The sequence below is a fragment of the Polaromonas vacuolata genome (assembly GCF_012584515.1).
Lineage (GTDB): Bacteria > Pseudomonadota > Gammaproteobacteria > Burkholderiales > Burkholderiaceae_C > Polaromonas > Polaromonas vacuolata.
Genome location: NZ_CP051461.1, coordinates 3,467,048 through 3,482,867 on the forward strand (window position 1 = coordinate 3,467,048; position 15,820 = coordinate 3,482,867).

The 15,820-nt window shown below is 51.4% G+C and carries 23 protein-coding genes and 1 tRNA gene; 2 read left to right on the top strand and 22 right to left on the bottom strand.

The annotated features are described in order from the left end of the window. Window positions 1-589: 589 nt before the first annotated feature. The 18 genes from HC248_RS15750 to rplN form a co-directional block, all read right to left on the bottom strand. Window positions 590-666, bottom strand: a tRNA-Met gene (locus tag HC248_RS15750). 24 nt (window positions 667-690) lie between these two features. After that, window positions 691-1,089: a 50S ribosomal protein L17 gene (gene rplQ, locus HC248_RS15755; RefSeq protein WP_168923314.1), complete on the bottom strand. Its 399-nt coding sequence runs from the start codon at window positions 1,087-1,089 to the stop codon at window positions 691-693. Window positions 1,090-1,172: 83 nt separating this feature from the next. Beyond that, a complete protein-coding gene (locus HC248_RS15760; protein WP_168923315.1) occupies window positions 1,173-2,162 on the bottom strand; it encodes a DNA-directed RNA polymerase subunit alpha in 990 nt (329 codons plus the stop codon). Window positions 2,163-2,255: 93 nt separating this feature from the next. Next, a complete protein-coding gene (gene rpsD, locus HC248_RS15765; protein ID WP_168923316.1) occupies window positions 2,256-2,879 on the bottom strand; it encodes a 30S ribosomal protein S4 in 624 nt (207 codons plus the stop codon). A 145-nt stretch (window positions 2,880-3,024) separates the two neighbouring features. Then, window positions 3,025-3,429: a 30S ribosomal protein S11 gene (gene rpsK / locus HC248_RS15770; protein WP_168923317.1), complete on the bottom strand. Its 405-nt coding sequence runs from the start codon at window positions 3,427-3,429 to the stop codon at window positions 3,025-3,027. A 13-nt stretch (window positions 3,430-3,442) separates the two neighbouring features. Beyond that, a complete protein-coding gene (gene rpsM / locus HC248_RS15775; protein ID WP_168923318.1) occupies window positions 3,443-3,808 on the bottom strand; it encodes a 30S ribosomal protein S13 in 366 nt (121 codons plus the stop codon). A 24-nt stretch (window positions 3,809-3,832) separates the two neighbouring features. Then, a complete protein-coding gene (rpmJ, locus tag HC248_RS15780) occupies window positions 3,833-3,946 on the bottom strand; it encodes a 50S ribosomal protein L36 (RefSeq protein WP_028820150.1) in 114 nt (37 codons plus the stop codon). Between the two features lie 127 nt (window positions 3,947-4,073). Continuing rightward, entirely contained in the window at window positions 4,074-5,393 is a 1,320-nt protein-coding gene (gene secY / locus HC248_RS15785) for a preprotein translocase subunit SecY (protein ID WP_168923319.1), read from the bottom strand. Between the two features lie 30 nt (window positions 5,394-5,423). Next, window positions 5,424-5,855 carry a 50S ribosomal protein L15 gene (gene rplO / locus HC248_RS15790; RefSeq protein ID WP_168923320.1) on the bottom strand — a complete coding sequence of 144 codons (432 nt, stop codon included), beginning with the start codon at window positions 5,853-5,855 and terminating at the stop codon, window positions 5,424-5,426. A gap of 13 nt (window positions 5,856-5,868) precedes the next feature. Then, entirely contained in the window at window positions 5,869-6,051 is a 183-nt protein-coding gene (gene rpmD / locus HC248_RS15795) for a 50S ribosomal protein L30 (RefSeq protein WP_168923321.1), read from the bottom strand. Between the two features lie 26 nt (window positions 6,052-6,077). Beyond that, a complete protein-coding gene (rpsE, locus tag HC248_RS15800) occupies window positions 6,078-6,596 on the bottom strand; it encodes a 30S ribosomal protein S5 (protein ID WP_168923322.1) in 519 nt (172 codons plus the stop codon). 18 nt (window positions 6,597-6,614) lie between these two features. Continuing rightward, complete coding sequence (gene rplR, locus HC248_RS15805; RefSeq protein ID WP_168923323.1) at window positions 6,615-6,980, bottom strand: 50S ribosomal protein L18; 366 nt, start codon at window positions 6,978-6,980, stop codon at window positions 6,615-6,617. Between the two features lie 11 nt (window positions 6,981-6,991). Further along, window positions 6,992-7,525, bottom strand: coding sequence for a 50S ribosomal protein L6 (rplF, locus tag HC248_RS15810; RefSeq protein ID WP_168923324.1), 534 nt, complete (start codon window positions 7,523-7,525; stop codon window positions 6,992-6,994). 23 nt (window positions 7,526-7,548) lie between these two features. After that, complete coding sequence (rpsH, locus tag HC248_RS15815; RefSeq protein WP_168923325.1) at window positions 7,549-7,944, bottom strand: 30S ribosomal protein S8; 396 nt, start codon at window positions 7,942-7,944, stop codon at window positions 7,549-7,551. Window positions 7,945-7,962: 18 nt separating this feature from the next. Beyond that, the gene (gene rpsN / locus HC248_RS15820) at window positions 7,963-8,268 is read right to left on the bottom strand and encodes a 30S ribosomal protein S14 (protein ID WP_168923326.1); all 306 of its coding nucleotides are present in this window, start codon (window positions 8,266-8,268) and stop codon (window positions 7,963-7,965) included. Window positions 8,269-8,277: 9 nt separating this feature from the next. Then, window positions 8,278-8,817 (bottom strand): 50S ribosomal protein L5, encoded by a 540-nt coding sequence (gene rplE / locus HC248_RS15825; RefSeq protein WP_168923327.1) that lies wholly within the window; start codon window positions 8,815-8,817, stop codon window positions 8,278-8,280. Between the two features lie 2 nt (window positions 8,818-8,819). Continuing rightward, complete coding sequence (rplX, locus tag HC248_RS15830) at window positions 8,820-9,140, bottom strand: 50S ribosomal protein L24 (protein WP_168923328.1); 321 nt, start codon at window positions 9,138-9,140, stop codon at window positions 8,820-8,822. A gap of 9 nt (window positions 9,141-9,149) precedes the next feature. Beyond that, window positions 9,150-9,518 carry a 50S ribosomal protein L14 gene (gene rplN / locus HC248_RS15835; protein ID WP_007869247.1) on the bottom strand — a complete coding sequence of 123 codons (369 nt, stop codon included), beginning with the start codon at window positions 9,516-9,518 and terminating at the stop codon, window positions 9,150-9,152. 345 nt (window positions 9,519-9,863) lie between these two features. Between rplN and proC the strand changes: the two genes are divergently transcribed. Together proC and HC248_RS15845 are read left to right on the top strand one after the other, a co-directional pair. After that, on the top strand, window positions 9,864-10,694 hold the full coding sequence (gene proC, locus HC248_RS15840; protein WP_168923329.1) for a pyrroline-5-carboxylate reductase: 831 nt from the start codon (window positions 9,864-9,866) through the stop codon (window positions 10,692-10,694). Further along, on the top strand, window positions 10,681-11,097 hold the full coding sequence (locus HC248_RS15845) for a hypothetical protein (RefSeq protein WP_168923330.1): 417 nt from the start codon (window positions 10,681-10,683) through the stop codon (window positions 11,095-11,097). Before proC ends, HC248_RS15845 begins: the two co-directional genes overlap by 14 nt. Before the next feature lie 71 nt (window positions 11,098-11,168). On the opposite strand, the gene ubiA is transcribed toward HC248_RS15845, so the two are convergent. The 4 genes from ubiA to recG all read right to left on the bottom strand — a co-directional run bounded on the left by ubiA (window position 11,169) and on the right by recG (window position 15,808). Then, window positions 11,169-12,020: a 4-hydroxybenzoate octaprenyltransferase gene (ubiA, locus tag HC248_RS15850; RefSeq protein WP_168923331.1), complete on the bottom strand. Its 852-nt coding sequence runs from the start codon at window positions 12,018-12,020 to the stop codon at window positions 11,169-11,171. Further along, a complete protein-coding gene (locus HC248_RS15855; protein ID WP_168923332.1) occupies window positions 12,017-12,517 on the bottom strand; it encodes a Dps family protein in 501 nt (166 codons plus the stop codon). Before HC248_RS15855 ends, ubiA begins: the two co-directional genes overlap by 4 nt. Window positions 12,518-12,589: 72 nt before the next feature. Then, window positions 12,590-13,579: a LysR substrate-binding domain-containing protein gene (locus tag HC248_RS15860; RefSeq protein WP_168923333.1), complete on the bottom strand. Its 990-nt coding sequence runs from the start codon at window positions 13,577-13,579 to the stop codon at window positions 12,590-12,592. Window positions 13,580-13,630: 51 nt separating this feature from the next. Beyond that, window positions 13,631-15,808: an ATP-dependent DNA helicase RecG gene (gene recG / locus HC248_RS15865; protein ID WP_168923334.1), complete on the bottom strand. Its 2,178-nt coding sequence runs from the start codon at window positions 15,806-15,808 to the stop codon at window positions 13,631-13,633. Between the last annotated feature and the right edge of the window lie 12 nt (window positions 15,809-15,820).

Sequence of the window (15,820 nt, forward strand, 5' to 3'; positions counted from 1 at the left end):
GATCCGCTTAAGTCGGTGTTGAAGATTTTTTTCACCACATAACGCGGCAAATCAATCCCTGTTGGCATCTAACTTAAAGAATGAAATATTAAGCAGTTGGAGATACTTAGGCTGCTAACTCACAAGTACATCGCTTGTGTTAACAGCACAGCTGTGTCGGAGTTAGTTGACTATTACGAATCAAGCGATTAGCCCGTCTGATGTGCTTGAGTCTTTATTTCTTGGGTATCAAGAACAAAATTGTTAATGCTGATAATTTTTAGCGCCTAGCTCAGATTTAATCGTCTACACAATTCTCAAATCAAGCTAGCGAAAGCATGGCGTGAGGCACTTCAGACTTGAATCCGCACTTTGTATTATTGAGGTTTTTTAGCCAATAGTGGGCAAAACTTAATTTGTAAAAGTGACAAGAACAATGTCTGTATCCGTCACTTAGCAAAAATTCAATTTAGAGCGTGCAAGCGCGTTTAGTTTGTGTCTTGCTCAAACTTATCACGTTAAAAAATTACTTTAAGTTTTAACTAATTTTGGACAACAAAAAGCCCGAATAAACGGGCTTTTTGTTTACTGAAAATGGTTATTCAGAAAATGGTTGCGCGGGCAAGATTTGAACTTACGACCTTTGGGTTATGAGCCCAACGAGCTACCAGGCTGCTCCACCGCGCGTCAAGTATTTATTATAAACCTAAATTAAGCTTTAGCAGCGTCAATTTCAACTATTTCGCTAACATCAGGGCGATCGACCAGCTCAACTAAAGCCATAGGTGCGTTGTCACCAACACGGAAACCCATTTTCAGGATACGCGTGTAACCACCTGGACGGGTGTTGTAACGTGGGCCTAACACTGCAAAAAGCTTGACAACCATATCGCGGTCGCGCAAACGATCAAATGCAAGGCGCTTATTAGCCAAGCTTGGCACTTTTGCAAGTGTGATCATTGGCTCAACCACACGGCGCAACTCTTTTGCCTTTGGCAAAGTCGTTTTGATGGCTTCGTGCTGCAAGAGCGAATTCATCATATTGCGCAGCATAGCCAAGCGGTGTGAGCTAGTGCGGTTAAGTTTTCTAAGTCCGTGTCCGTGTCGCATGAGAATTTTCCTTTTTTAATTTCCGTGCAGCCGTATCAGGTACTGCAGGTACGTCACCTCATGTTGAGGTGAACATTTTTTGATTAGTGTTTATCTAGCCCTGCAGGCGGCCAGCTTTCAAGACGCATACCTAAAGTAAGACCACGCGAAGCGAGAACTTCTTTAATTTCGTTGAGTGATTTACGACCCAGATTAGGAGTTTTTAACAACTCATTTTCCGTACGTTGGATCAAGTCACCGATGTAGTATATGTTCTCAGCCTTGAGACAGTTGGCGGAGCGAACCGTCAACTCAAGCTCGTCAACTGGGCGCAACAAGATAGGGTCGAACTGCTGTGAGTTGCGTTGAACTGGCGCATCAAATGCAGCCAACTCATTGCCTTCAAGCTGTGCGAATACTGCCAATTGCTCAACCAGAATTTTAGCGGATGCACGAACCGCATCTTCTGCAGTCACAGCACCGTTGGTTTCAATTTCTAAAACCAATTTATCTAAGTCTGTACGCTGCTCAACACGCGCGCTTTCAACAACGTAGCTCACACGTTTAACCGGCGAGAACGAAGCATCAAGAACAATACGTCCAATTGATTTGGTCGACTCGTCGCCATAACGACGTTGGTTACCAGGTACATAACCACGACCATTTTCGACCTTGATTTGCATGTCAATCTTGCCGCCGTGCGACAAATTCACAATCACATGTTCCGGATTGATAATCTCGACGTCATGTGGCGTCTGGATATCAGCGGCAGTAACTGGGCCTTCGCCGTCTTTGCGTAAGCTCAGGGTAACTTCGTCACGGTTGTGAAGTTTAAACACCACGCCCTTGAGGTTGAGCAAGATGTTGATAACGTCTTCCTGAACGCCATCGATGGAAGAGTACTCATGGAGTACGCCAGCGATAGTCACTTCAGTAGCTGCGTGGCCGACCATAGAGGACAGCAAAACGCGGCGCAGTGCATTGCCCAGTGTGTGGCCATAACCGCGTTCAAACGGCTCGAGAGTCACTTTGGCGCGATTAACACCCAGTGGCTCAACATTGATGGTTTTAGGTTTTAGTAAATTAGTCTGCATTCGATCTTCCTCTCAATACCCTCGGCTCGTTACACCGATAAGGCCGGCGAAGTGGGACCCGCGTGGCGGGTATCCCGCCACGCAGGAACTAAATTAGCGTGAATACAACTCAACGATCAACGATTCGTTGACGTCAGCAGCGAACTCGTCGCGGTCTGGAACCTTCTTGAACAGGCCTTCGCCCTTGTCGATGCTCACATCAACCCATGCTGGCATGCCAACTTGTTGGGCCAATTGCAGAGCTTCAGCAACGCGGACTTGTTTCTTCGATTTGTCGCGAACTGCAACCACATCGCCAGCTTTGACCATGTAGGAAGGAATGTTCACCGAACCACCGTTCACGGTGATAGCTTTGTGTGAAACCAACTGACGCGCTTCAGCGCGGGTTGATCCAAAGCCCATGCGGTATACGACATTGTCCAAACGGCATTCCAGAATGAACAACAGATTGGCGCCGGTGTTACCTTTGCGACGATCAGCTTCTTCGAAGTAGCGGCGGAATTGCTTCTCGAGCACACCGTACATACGCTTGACTTTCTGCTTTTCACGCAGTTGAAGACCGTAGTCAGAAGTACGCATACCGGAGGTACGGCCATGCTGACCAGGCTTGGAATCAAACTTGGATTTATCAGCAATAGCGCGACGAGCACTCTTCAAGAAGAGGTCAGTGCCTTCACGGCGGGAAAGTTTGGCCTTGGGGCCTAGGTAACGTGCCACTTGAATATCCTTTTGTCATCTACTGCATCGCTGCAGGAGCCACAGTTCTGTATTTTAAAAAACAGTAATCAATGGCGGTGGGCTTGAGTGAAACGTTCAGGCCCACGCAGACTGTAAACAGTCAGCGCAGGCCAGAACACGGGAATTAAATACGACGACGTTTTTGTGGACGGCAGCCGTTATGTGGAACCGGTGTCACGTCAGCGATCGAATTGATACGAATGCCGAGTGCGCCCAAAGCGCGAACCGAAGATTCGCGACCTGGACCTGGACCTTTGATTTCAACATCAAGGTTTTTAATACCTTGTTCAATGGCAGCGCGGCCAGCAACTTCCGAAGCCACTTGGGCTGCGAAAGGAGTCGATTTACGCGAACCCTTGAAACCTTGACCACCAGACGAAGCCCATGACAAAGCATTGCCTTGACGGTCCGTGATGGTGATGATGGTGTTGTTAAAAGACGCGTGAACGTGAGCGATACCATCGGCAACGTTTTTACGAACTTTTTTACGTACGCGTTGTGACGCGTTATTACTTGGTGACTTAGCCATGTGGTCCTCTCAATTATTTCTTCAACGAAGCTGCTGCCTTACGCGGACCCTTACGGGTACGTGCATTGGTGCGGGTACGTTGACCACGCATTGGCAGACCGCGACGATGGCGGAAACCACGGTAGCAGCCGATGTCCATCAAGCGCTTGATGTTCATCGTGGTCTCACGACGCAAGTCACCTTCAATGGTGAAAAGCGCGATTTGATCACGAATCTTTTCTAAATCGCCATCAGTCAAATCTTTGACTTTTTTGGAGAAAGCAATATCGCAAGCTTCGCAAATTTTGCGAGCGCGTGTGCGACCAATGCCAAAAATAGCAGTCAGACCGATTTCGGAATGTTGCTGCGGCGGAATGTTAATACCAGCTATACGAGCCATGTTCTTCCTCTAAACTTCTTGAAATCAGCCTTGACGCTGTTTGTGACGTGGGTCTGTGCAGATGACGCGCACGACGCCCTTGCGACGAATAACTTTACAGTTACGGCAAATTTTCTTGACCGAAGCTGAAACTCTCATTTCTATTCTCCTAAACTTATCAAAGTGCTTTATTGGCACGAAACACGTTACGCGCCAGCGATAAATCGTATGGCATCGGTTCAACAGCAACCCTGTCACCAGGCCTTGCAGGTATCTGGCTAACCAGTTAACCGCCCGGTGATGTCTTGAAGTTCGCCTTTTTAAGAAGCGACTCGTACTGTTGCGACATCATGTAATTTTGTACTTGTGCCATGAAATCCATAGTCACAACCACAATAATCATTAGCGACGTTCCACCGAAGTAAAACGGCACGTTGTATTTCAGAATCAGAAACTCGGGCAGTAAACACACAAATGTGATGTAGACAGCGCCGGCAAGCGTCAACCGAACCAGTATTTTATCTATGTAGCGAGCAGTTTGATCACCCGGGCGAATACCAGGAATGAACGCACCGCTTTTCTTGAGGTTGTCTGCAGTTTCACGACTATTGAAAACCAATGCCGTATAAAAGAAGCAGAAAAACACAATCGCACCAGCGTAAAGCATGACGTAAATAGGTTGACCTGGTGTCAGCGTGCTGGCTATATCTCTTAGCCAACGCATGCTTTCACCAGTACTAAACCAGCCAACTAAAGTTGCGGGAAGCAAGATGATAGACGAAGCGAAGATGGGAGGTATAACACCAGCCATATTAAGCTTCAAAGGCAGATGGGAAGATTGCCCCCCGTAGACCTTATTACCAACTTGCCGCCTTGCATAATTGACCAGTATTTTACGCTGTCCACGCTCGACGAAAACCACAAAGTAAGTCACCAGAGCGACCACGGCAATGATAAGTATTGCTACTAATATGCTCATTGCACCGGTACGTATCAGTTCAAGTAAACCGCCGGCTGCATTTGGCAGCCCGGCCGCAATACCCGCAAAGATAAGTATCGATATACCGTTACCCAAACCGCGCTCGGTTATTTGCTCGCCCAACCACATTAAAAACATGGTTCCCGCCGTCAAACTCACTACCGCTGTCATTCGAAAACCAAAGCCTGGTGCAAGCACCAAACCAGGAGAGCTCTCGAGTGCCACTGCGATACCCATGGACTGGAACAATGCCAATCCTAAAGTGCCGTAGCGAGTGTATTGAGTAATCTTGCGGCGACCGCTTTCACCTTCTTTTTTCAACTGCTCAAATGTCGGGACGACATAGGTTAGCAATTGCATGATGATGGAAGCGGAAATGTAAGGCATGATGCCCAGCGCAAACACAGTAAAGCGAGATAAAGCGCCACCAGAAAACATATTGAACAAGTTCAATATGCCGCCCTGCTGTCCGCTAAACAATGCTTTAAGTTGCCCAGGATCAATTCCCGGCACCGGGATGTGTGCGCCTATGCGGTACACAACCAGTGCCAGTAGCAAAAACACAAGCCGGCTGCGCAAATCACCGAACTTGCCGGTTTTTGCAATTTGAGCTGAGTTAGTCGCCACGAGTTAGTCCAGTCGAGTTAGTTCTGAAAATCAGGCTACGGAGCCGCCAGCAGCTTCAATAATGGTCTTGGCGCTAGCAGTAGCACCGATTCCATTGAGCTTAACTGCTATTGTCAATTCGCCAGTGTTGATCACTTTAACGTTTTTAGCGATCTGACCCACAAGGCCAGCCGTTTTCAACGCCAAAAGATCGACTTCGGCCAAACCGAGTTGCTCGAGCGACGTGAGGGTTACCTCAGCGTTGAACTTGAGTAAGTGCGATTTAAAACCGCGCTTTGGCAGACGACGTTGCATAGGCATTTGACCGCCTTCAAAACCGACTTTGTGGTAACCACCAGCACGTGACTTTTGGCCTTTATGACCACGTCCAGCTGTTTTACCAATACCAGAACCAATACCGCGTCCAACGCGGCGCTTGGCGTGCTTAGAGCCTTCACTAGGCTTCATTCCATTCAATTGCATTTCGAGTCTCCGCTTAGATAACTTTGACCAGATAACTGATCTTGTTGATCATTCCGCGCACTGCGGGCGTATCCTCTAATTCGCTAACGCTATTGACACCACGCAGACCCAGACCACGCACAGTAGCGCGGTGTGACTCTTTGGTTCCAATCGGGCTGCGAATCAGCTGGACTTTAACTTTATTTTCTATAGTCATTTAAATACTCCTGGAGCCTTTGGCATTTAGCCGAAGATCTCTTCGACCGATTTGCCACGCTTGGCTGCAATATCAGAAGCCGTGGTGGAGTTATTCAGTGCGTCCAGCGTGGCGCGCACCATGTTGTATGGGTTGCTCGAACCATGGCTTTTGGCCACGATATCGGTAATGCCCATGACTTCAAACACAGCGCGCATTGGGCCGCCAGCAATAATGCCGGTACCTTTTGCTGCTGGCATCATCATGACATTGGCTGCGCCCCAATGACCGAAGACATTATGGTGAATCGTGCCGTTTTTCAATGACACTTTGGTCAAATTGCGACGCGCTTCTTCCATAGCCTTTTGCACGGCTGCTGGCACTTCTTTCGATTTGCCCTTGCCCATGCCAACGCGGCCGTCGCCGTCACCTACAACAGTTAGTGCGGCGAAACCGAGAATACGGCCACCCTTCACAACTTTGGTGACGCGGTTGACCGCGATCATTTTTTCCTTCAGACCATCGTCTGGAGTATCGTTTTGTGATTTGCCTTGAAACTTAGCCATACTATTTTTCCAGTCTGCTTAGAATTGCAAACCAGCTTCGCGTGCAGCATCAGCCAGCGCTTTTACGCGGCCATGGTACGCAAAACCAGCGCGATCAAACGCTACTTTTTCTACACCTGCGGCTTTTGCTTTTTCAGCAATGCGCTTGCCAATGGCTTGCGCAGCAGCAACGTTTCCGCCTTTACCGGAGGCGCCGATTTCTTTGCGAACTTCTACTTCTGCAGTAGAGGCAACCGCCAGAACTTTCGTGCCGTCGCCAGAGATAACTGTGGCGTATATATGCAGATTGGTGCGATTCACGGTAAGACGGGCAACACCTTGATTGGCGATGCGGATACGCGTCTGACGTGAACGACGAAGGCGCTGCTCTTTTTTGGTCAACATTTTGCAGCTCCTTATTTCTTCTTGGTTTCTTTAATCGTGATCTTCTCATCCGAATAACGGATGCCTTTGCCTTTGTAGGGCTCAGGAGGACGAACAGCACGAACTTCAGCAGCGATTTGGCCAACACGTTGACGATCAGAGCCTTTGATCACAACCTCAGTAGGGGTTGGGGTCGTAACAGTGATACCAGCGGGCATATCCATAATCACAGGGTGTGAAAAACCAATGGTTAGGTTGAGCTTAGCGCCCGCGGCCTGAGCTTTAAAGCCCACGCCAACCAGATTGAGTTTTTTCTCGAAGCCTTTGGTGACGCCGGTCACCATATTGTTAACGAGCTGGCGAATAGTGCCGCTCATTGCATTGGCTTCACGCGAATCATTAGCTGGCGCGAACGTCAACTTGCCATCGTCATTTTTGACGGTGACGAGTGGGTTCTGAGCCAGCGCCAGGGCGCCGAGGGCACCTTTGACATTGATTTGGTCAGCTTTAAGAGCCACTTCCACGCCAGCAGGCACGGAGACGGGCATTTTTCCTACACGAGACATCTTTTATCCTCTCAATGCCGCCGTTAGGCCACGTAGCAAAGCACTTCGCCACCGATGCCGGTAGCGCGAGCTTTACGATCAGTCATAACACCTTGTGGTGTCGTAACAATTGCCACACCCAAGCCATTCATGACTTGTGGGATGGCGCCATGGCCTTTGTATACGCGAAGGCCGGGACGACTGACGCGCTCAATGCGCTCAATCACCGGGCGACCTGCATAGTACTTCAGGGCGATTTCCAACTGGGGCTTGCCTTCGTTGTCCTTGACGGAGAAGCCATCAATGTAGCCCTCATCCATCAAGACTTGTGCGATTGCAACTTTGACTTTTGACGACGGGATCTGAACGATGGCTTTTTCAACCATTTGTGCGTTCCGAATGCGTGTCAACATGTCGGCGATAGGGTCACTCATGCTCATTTTGTGCTTCCTCTATGCTTACCAGCTTGCTTTGGTGATACCGGGGATATCACCTGCAAATGCTAGTTCACGGATCTTGGCGCGAGCCAGACCGAATTGACGGAACGTGCCACGTGGGCGGCCGGTGATCGCGCAGCGATTACGCTGACGAGTCGGGTTCGCGTTGCGGGGCAGCTTTTGTAACTCCAAACGGGCCAGTTGACGCTCTTCATCGGAGCGCTTGGCGTCGTTCGACGTTGCTTTGAGTTCTGCGTGTTTCTTAGCGAATTTAGCGACGAGTTTGTCGCGCTTGATTTCGCGTTGGAGCAGTGCTTGTTTTGCCATCTTGCGCCTTCAGTTCTTGAACGGAAAACGGAAGGCGGTGAGCAGTGCTTTGCACTCTTCATCGGTCTTAGCCGTTGTAGTGATGCTGATGTTAAGACCGCGCAAAGCGTCAACTTTGTCGTATTCAACTTCAGGGAAAATGATCTGCTCTTTCACGCCGATGTTGTAGTTGCCGCGGCCGTCAAAGGCCCGACCGGAAATACCGCGAAAGTCACGAACGCGGGGCAAAGCCACGGTCACGAAACGATCAAGGAATTCATACATCTGAACGCCGCGCAAAGTCACCATGCAACCGATTGGCAGATCTTCACGGATCTTGAAACCGGCGATAGCTTTCTTAGCTTTGGTAACCACAGGCTTTTGGCCAGCGATTTTGGTCATGTCGCCCACAGCGTTGTCCATGACTTTCTTGTCAGCTACCGCCTCGCTCACGCCCATATTGAGGGTGATCTTGGTGATGCGTGGAACTTGCATTGGGGTGGTGTAACCGAATTTCTCGATTAACGCCGGCGAGATTTTCTCGCGGAATAATTGTTGTAAGCGTGCCATATTTATGCAGCCTTAATTTCTTCGCCGCTGGACTTGAAGACGCGCACTTTTTTGCCGTCAGCCAACAACTTGATTCCAACCCGATCAGCCTTGCCCGACGCAGCATTAAATATTGCTATGTTGGACTGGTGAATCGGCATACTTTTTTGGACGATACCGCCAACAGTGCCTTTGAGGGGGTTTGGCTTGGTGTGTTTTTTCACCAGGTTCAGGCCCTCAATCAGCACATAGCTGTCGTCAATACGCTGCGTGATCGTGCCACGTTTGCTCTTGTCGCGGCCTGTGAGGACGATTATTTCGTCGCCTTTGCGAATCTTGTTCATGGCTTGTCCTTACAGAACTTCAGGAGCCAAAGACACGATCTTCATGAACTTTTCAGTGCGCAATTCGCGCGTGACTGGTCCGAAGATGCGCGTGCCGATTGGCTCGAGCTTGGCGTTTAACAACACTGCTGCGTTGCCGTCGAATTTAACCAGCGAACCATCGCCGCGGCGAATGCCTTTGGCGGTGCGAACGACTACTGCACTATAAACCTCGCCTTTTTTGACGCGGCCACGTGGAGCGGCTTCTTTTATGCTGACCTTGATGACGTCCCCGACGCTGGCGTACCGGCGCTTGGATCCGCCCAGCACTTTGATGCACATTACGGATTTAGCACCCGTATTGTCAGCAACATCGAGTTTGGATTGCGTTTGAATCATTTATGTTTGTTCCCAACTTGCACCAGTTTGCAGCCTTAATTTTGAAGTTAAAGTCACGCACCAGTCAGTCTTGGGCCCGTCGTCCACACCGCGAACCACTCGCAATGCTTCCTTTGGGCAGAAGGTCTCCGCTTTTTAAGAGCGAAGCCCACGATTATGCTCGAGCATTTGCAGTTGTCAACACCGAATGTTGAAATAACCTTTGGAATTTGCACACAAAACAACCAAAAGACTACGGTGACGGGCTGACGAGATAGCCCGCTGCTCGGCAAGTTAGCGGTTTACCATGCTAAAAACTCTGCACTTGATTAGACCTAGCCCATTTTCAACTTAACTTAGCCTTAAATGAGTAACAACACACGTTCCAACCATATCGCCTTCATTGGTGGCGGCAATATGGCCAGCGCCATCATTGGCGGCCTATTAAAACAAGGCCTGCTACCGGCACAAATTCAAGTCATAGAACCGTTCGAAGCCCAACGCCTCAAACTAGTCTCGCAATTCGGTATTGAAGTCCATGCCGCTCCTAGCGACTCACTACTGATAGCCGACATGTTGGTGTGGGCCGTCAAACCGCAAATGTTCCGAGAAGCGGCAATGCAAACTTGCAGCCACTGTCCAAAGGCCTTGCACCTCAGCGTAGCCGCCGGTGTGCGCTCAGACAGCATTGCCCACTGGCTAGACAGTCAATCTATAGTGCGCGCTATGCCGAACACCCCAGCACTGGTCGGCAAAGGCATGACGGCGCTTTACGCGCGCAATGCCGTTACGCCGACACAAAAACAGCTGGTCGATAGTGTCATCGCCACCACCGGAGCGTTTCTTTGGCTGGATGACGAAACCCAGCTAGACGCCGTAACCGCGCTTTCTGGCTCTGGGCCCGCTTATGTGTTTTACTTTATCGAGTCCATGGTCGAAGCCGGCGTACAAATGGGTTTGAGCGCCGCGCAAGCACAGCAACTTGCCATAGGCACGTTTGTCGGCGCCTCCGAGCTGGCCAGTACATCATCAGAGTCACCCCAAATACTGCGTGAACGCGTGACATCCAAAGGCGGCACTACCTATGCGGCACTTAACTCTATGGAGCAAGACGGCGTCAAAGCGTTGTTTATACGCGCCATGCAAGCGGCCAAGCAACGTGCTACAGCGCTTGGCACCGAATTTGGGATGCCATAAAACTTTATACGCAGAGCAGTCAACCACCGCCAGCGAGCCGGCGTTAAAGATAGGTGTTGAAGCAGCCGTTAACCAGTCGCAGGACTGTCGCTACAGCAGCACAGACGCTAAGTCCATGTTCCATCCACCGGAGTCCATCATGAAGAAATTTCTCTCTGTACTTGCCAGCGCAATCGTTCTGGCTCTGCCGCTGACCGTGATTTCCACCCCAGCTGCAGCCCAGACTCCCGCCACTGCAGCTACACCCGCTACTGCCGCTACTGCCGCTACTGCAAAAGTTGAAAAATCAGCCCCGGTGCAAGCGCAAAAACCAGCCATGGAAACCAAGAAAAAAGCTGCCGGCAAACAAAAAGCTAAGCGCACAACTAAGAAAACAGCAGCTAAAAAAACAGCTACTAGCTAATCAGCGTTGAAAATAAAAAAAAAACCTCTGCAAAGAGGTTTTTTTTCGTCCCTAAATTAGCTTAGATGTAGTCAGCTCAAAGCCAAAGCCAAGCCAAGAAACAGCGTCAGTCCAATCCAATGATTTAGACGAAAAGCTTTGAAGCAATCATCTCGCTCACGCTTACGAATAAGCCACACCAGTCGCAAGGACTGAAGCAAAGCTGCCGCAATCGCCAGCAAATAGATCACAGAGTTGACCATGGACCATAAGCTCAAAGTCCAGATCACCAAATAGGCCAAATAACTAAACAGTATGAAGGCCACATCGAAACGGCCTAGCGTGATGGCCGAGGTCTTCATACCAATCAACAAATCGTCATCCCTATCGACCATCGCGTACTCGGTGTCATAGGCAATAACCCAAAACAAATTACCCAGTAAAAGCAGCCAAGCTAGGGTCGGCACTGCGCCTTGCACAGCGGCAAAAGCCATAGGTATGCCAAAACTAAAAGCCACGCCCAGAACTGCTTGGGGCATAGAGATAAAGCGCTTCGCAAAAGGGTAGAGCAAAGTCAACGCCAAGGCTGCAAAAGACCAGTAAATCGTCGCCCGATTAGTGGTGAGAACCAAACCAAAAGCTAACAGCGCTAGTACGCCGCCTAGTGCAAGCGCTTCAGTCACCGAGAGTTTGCCACTCGTCACTGGCCGCAGTGCGGTGCGTTTAACGTGGCGATCAAAATCACGATCAGCGACGTCATTCAGGCAGCACCCAGCGCTGCGCATAAGAATGGTGCCTAAAGTAAATACCAAAACCAAATGCCAGCCTGGAAAGCCGCCCGCTGCCAGCCACAAAGCCGATAGCGTGGGCCAAAGCAGTAGTAGCCAGCCGGCCGGCCGGTCCCAGCGTACTAGCTGCAAATAGAGCTTGGCCTTGGCCTTCACTCTTCGAGCATTGAGCGCAGCATCCACGCGGTTTGCTCATGCACCGTCAGGCGCTGGGTCAGCAAGTCCGCGGTTGGCTCGTCGCCGGCTTTTTGCGCCAAAGGAAACAGTTCGCGCGCAGTGCGGGCAACCGCTTCGTGGCCCTTGACCAAAATACGCACCATCTCTAGAGCCTTTGGCGGCACGGGCGGCGCATCTGGCACTGTGGCCATCGCGCTGAACTGTGCGTAGGAGCCAGGCGCAGCATGACCTAGCGAGCGGATACGCTCTGCCACTGGATCAACCGCAGCCCACAGCTCGGTGTACTGACCCATGAACATCTGGTGCAAGGTATTAAACATAGGACCAGTCACATTCCAATGGAAATTGTGCGTGGTCAGGTACAAGGTGTAGGTATCGGCAAGCACATGGCTAAGGCCTTTGGCGATAGCGGCCCGATCTGCTTCATCGATACCAATATTGATGGCGGGTGCAGGTTTGAAGTCAGTTTTTGACATTATTTCTTCCTTTTAGTTAAAAATACTGGTTAAAGTTTATTTTAAGAACATAGCAAAGTCCTGTGCTTTAGCTCAGGACAGTCGGTTTACACCCGGCAAATCGCAGGCATAAATGGCGTTGCGCAATTCGGCAATTGCCTCATAGCGGGTAAAGCTGTGTCGCCAAGCCAGCACCACACGCCGGCTCGGTACATGGCCTTCAAATGGCAAATAGGTAATTAGCGCCGGTTGCTCGGCAGGCACAGCAGGTACTTCAGACTTAACAAGGCCGCTTTTCAGCGCAGCCTGAGCTGCCAGCGACTCTTTGGGCACACCCAACCGCGGCACCAAGGTAATTCCCATGCCGGCCGAGACCATGTGCTTAATCGTCTCCAGCGATGAGCCTTCAAAGCTCTTATTGATACCGTCGGAGCTGCTGGAAAACCGCGCAAACTCCGGGCAAACCTCCAACACATGGTCACGAAAGCAATGGCCATTGCCCAGCAGCAACATAGTCTCTTTTTTGATTTCCTCTGCGGTAATAGAGTCCCGCGCAGCCAACCGATGGCCGCTAGGCACGGCAGCCATAAAAGGCTCATCGTACAAAGGTGCAATCGCCAAGTTATTGTCGGGGAAAGGCTCGGCCAGAATGGCGCAATCTATCTCGCCATTACGCAGTTGATCAATCAGCTTGACAGTGAAGTTTTCCTGCAGCATCAAAGGCATTTGCGGTGTGCGGGCAATAACTTGGCGCACTAAGTCTGGCAGTAAGTAGGGACCAATCGTGTAGATCACGCCCAAACGCAACGCGCCCGAAAGCGGATCTTTGCCGCGCTTGGCGATTTCGCGTATGGCATCGGCTTGCTCAAGCACGCTCTGCGCCTGACGCACGATTTCTTCTCCCAACGGGGTAATAGTGATTTCGTTGGCGCTGCGCTCGAACAATTTGACCTGTAATTCTTCTTCTAGCTTTTTGATCGCTACGCTAAGCGTGGGCTGGGACACATGGCAGGCATCGGCAGCTTTGCCAAAATGGCGTTCACGCGCCACGGCCACAATGTATTTAAGTTCGGTCAAAGTCATTTGGCGATTGTCATACATTTGATGCAGCACACTTGAGCGGCGGGCCTCTTCTTAGGCTTTGAGATAGTCAGACTTTGCACCCAGCCAACGCAAGATGTGGCGCTGCACCAGTCCGGGATGGCTTTCAAGCAATTGCGGCGCAAGTGCACGGGCCCAAGCTAGCCACTGCGCATCTTCTTCCAAGTCGGCAAAACGCAGCAGCGATGCGCCCGACTGACGCGCGCCTAAAAACTCACCCGGGCCACGGATTTCTAGGTCGCGTCTGGCGATTTCAAAACCATCATTCGTTTCAACCATGGCTTTTAGACGCGCCCTAGCCGTCTCACCCAGTCGCGGCGCATCGCCGGTGCTGTAGAGCAGCACACAAGCCGAAGCCGCCGCGCCACGCCCTACCCGGCCGCGCAACTGATGCAATTGGCTCAGGCCAAAGCGCTCAGCATGCTCAATCACCATCAAACTCGCGTTCGGAACATCAACCCCAACCTCAATCACCGTGGTGCTCACCAACACCGACATTTGGCCTTGATTAAACAAAGCCATGCGGGCTTTTTTCTCCGCCGTTGGCATACGTGAATGCAGCAGACCGACCATGGCATCAGGCAGGGCGGCACTCAAAAGCTCATGGGTTTCGGTGGCGTTAACCAAGTCGATTGACTCGCTCTCCTCTATCAAAGGGCAGACCCAATAAACCTGTCGGCCTTGTTCGACTTGAGCGCGTATGCGATCTATCACCTCGTCTCGGCGCGCATCATTCACAACGCGGGTGATGATGGGCGTGCGGCCTGGCGGCAATTCATCAATCGTCGAGACGTCCAAGTCGGCGTAATAACTCATGGCCAAGGTGCGCGGAATCGGCGTGGCCGTCATCATCAACAAATGGGGTTCCTGCCCACCATCGGTCATCTTGCTGCGCAGCGCCAGCCGCTGAGCGACGCCAAAGCGGTGCTGCTCGTCAATAATGGCCAGCGCCAGATTTTTAAACTTGACTTTGTCTTGAATCACCGCGTGCGTGCCTATGACCAAGCCGGCCTCGCCGCTGGCAATCATGGCCAAAGCCTCGCGTCTGGCCTTGGTTTTTTGGCTACCGGTGAGCCAAGCGGTTTTAATGCCCAGCGGCTCCAGCCAGCTAATGAGTTTGCTGAAATGCTGTTCGGCCAAAATCTCCGTTGGCGCCATCAACGCGCACTGCCAACCGGCATCTATGCAGCGCGCCGCAGCCAGCGCCGCCACCACGGTTTTGCCAGAGCCCACATCGCCTTGCAGCAGCCGGTGCATGGGAATTTGTTTTTGCAGATCTTCGGCGATCTCGTCGCCCACCCGCTGCTGCGCCTGTGTCAATTGAAACGGCAGACCTTCTTGCAATTGCGCCTGCAACGAAGTGTGCAAATCAACGCCCTTCTTGCCCTTGTTTTGCGGTGACCCAGCCAGCGGCGGCGCACGCATGGCGGCGCGCACGCGTCTGGCTTGCAATTGCGAAAGCTGTTGGGCCAACAATTCTTCGGCCTTTAAGCGCTGCCACGCTGGATGACGACGATCCTCCAATATCGCCAGCCCCGCGTCTGGCTTGGGGTGATGCATAAACTGCAAGGCCTCGCGCAAGCTCCAGATTTCTGCGGGCAATTCGCGATTTAAAAAAGCCGCCGGAATCGTCTCCGCCAAATCAGCACGCGCCAAGCCGCTCAGCACTGCCTTGCGCAAATAGCTTTGCGGCAAGCCGGCCACAGTGGAATACACCGGTGTGAGCGAGCCCGGCAACTCGCCACCGGCGAGCTTAAAGCTGGGATGAACCATCTCCCGGCCCACAAAGCCGCCGCGCATCTCGCCGCGTGCTCTGACTCTGGCGCCCACACTCAGGGTTTTTTGATGCGACGGGTAAAAATTAAGAAAGCGCAGCACGCAGCTGTCGCTCCCGTCATCTATCGTCACGCGCAACTGACGCCGCGAATTTAAGCTGATCTGGCTGTCGGTGACAACGCCTTCGACCTGAACCAACTCGCCGTGGCGGGCTTGCGCGATGGCGATGATTTGGGTCTCATCCTCATAGCGCAAAGGCAGGTGCAGGGCTAGTTCAATGTCAGTGCGCAGACCGAGCTTTTCTAGCGACTTTTGCGCATGCGATTTGGCGACTGGTTTGGGCGCAGCTTTTTCAACTGTCGTAGTCGGTCCGGCTGCCGCTTGCGGAAGATCAAAGGCATTGGCAGAGGGGTCGCGTTTAGCGGCTGGCGGCATGGGACAATTGTG

Excerpts from the sequence above, each read along its gene's own strand:
- rplQ (WP_168923314.1), bottom strand. The coding sequence starts at position 1,089 with ATGCGACACGGACACGGACTTAGAAAACTTAACCGCACTAGCTCACAC.
- HC248_RS15860 (WP_168923333.1), bottom strand. The coding sequence starts at position 13,579 with ATGACTTTGACCGAACTTAAATACATTGTGGCCGTGGCGCGTGAACGC.
- rpsE (WP_168923322.1), bottom strand. The coding sequence starts at position 6,596 with ATGGCTAAGTTTCAAGGCAAATCACAAAACGATACTCCAGACGATGGT.
- proC (WP_168923329.1), top strand. The coding sequence starts at position 9,864 with ATGAGTAACAACACACGTTCCAACCATATCGCCTTCATTGGTGGCGGC.
- recG (WP_168923334.1), bottom strand. The coding sequence starts at position 15,808 with ATGCCGCCAGCCGCTAAACGCGACCCCTCTGCCAATGCCTTTGATCTT.
- rplR (WP_168923323.1), bottom strand. The coding sequence starts at position 6,980 with ATGTTGACCAAAAAAGAGCAGCGCCTTCGTCGTTCACGTCAGACGCGT.
- rplO (WP_168923320.1), bottom strand. The coding sequence starts at position 5,855 with ATGCAATTGAATGGAATGAAGCCTAGTGAAGGCTCTAAGCACGCCAAG.
- rpmJ (WP_028820150.1), bottom strand. The coding sequence starts at position 3,946 with ATGAGAGTTTCAGCTTCGGTCAAGAAAATTTGCCGTAACTGTAAAGTT.
- rplX (WP_168923328.1), bottom strand. The coding sequence starts at position 9,140 with ATGAACAAGATTCGCAAAGGCGACGAAATAATCGTCCTCACAGGCCGC.
- rpsN (WP_168923326.1), bottom strand. The coding sequence starts at position 8,268 with ATGGCAAAACAAGCACTGCTCCAACGCGAAATCAAGCGCGACAAACTC.
- HC248_RS15760 (WP_168923315.1), bottom strand. The coding sequence starts at position 2,162 with ATGCAGACTAATTTACTAAAACCTAAAACCATCAATGTTGAGCCACTG.
- rpmD (WP_168923321.1), bottom strand. The coding sequence starts at position 6,051 with ATGACTATAGAAAATAAAGTTAAAGTCCAGCTGATTCGCAGCCCGATT.
- rplF (WP_168923324.1), bottom strand. The coding sequence starts at position 7,525 with ATGTCTCGTGTAGGAAAAATGCCCGTCTCCGTGCCTGCTGGCGTGGAA.
- rplN (WP_007869247.1), bottom strand. The coding sequence starts at position 9,518 with ATGATTCAAACGCAATCCAAACTCGATGTTGCTGACAATACGGGTGCT.
- rpsK (WP_168923317.1), bottom strand. The coding sequence starts at position 3,429 with ATGGCTAAGTCACCAAGTAATAACGCGTCACAACGCGTACGTAAAAAA.
- rpsH (WP_168923325.1), bottom strand. The coding sequence starts at position 7,944 with ATGAGCATGAGTGACCCTATCGCCGACATGTTGACACGCATTCGGAAC.
- rplE (WP_168923327.1), bottom strand. The coding sequence starts at position 8,817 with ATGGCACGCTTACAACAATTATTCCGCGAGAAAATCTCGCCGGCGTTA.
- HC248_RS15855 (WP_168923332.1), bottom strand. The coding sequence starts at position 12,517 with ATGTCAAAAACTGACTTCAAACCTGCACCCGCCATCAATATTGGTATC.
- rpsM (WP_168923318.1), bottom strand. The coding sequence starts at position 3,808 with ATGGCTCGTATAGCTGGTATTAACATTCCGCCGCAGCAACATTCCGAA.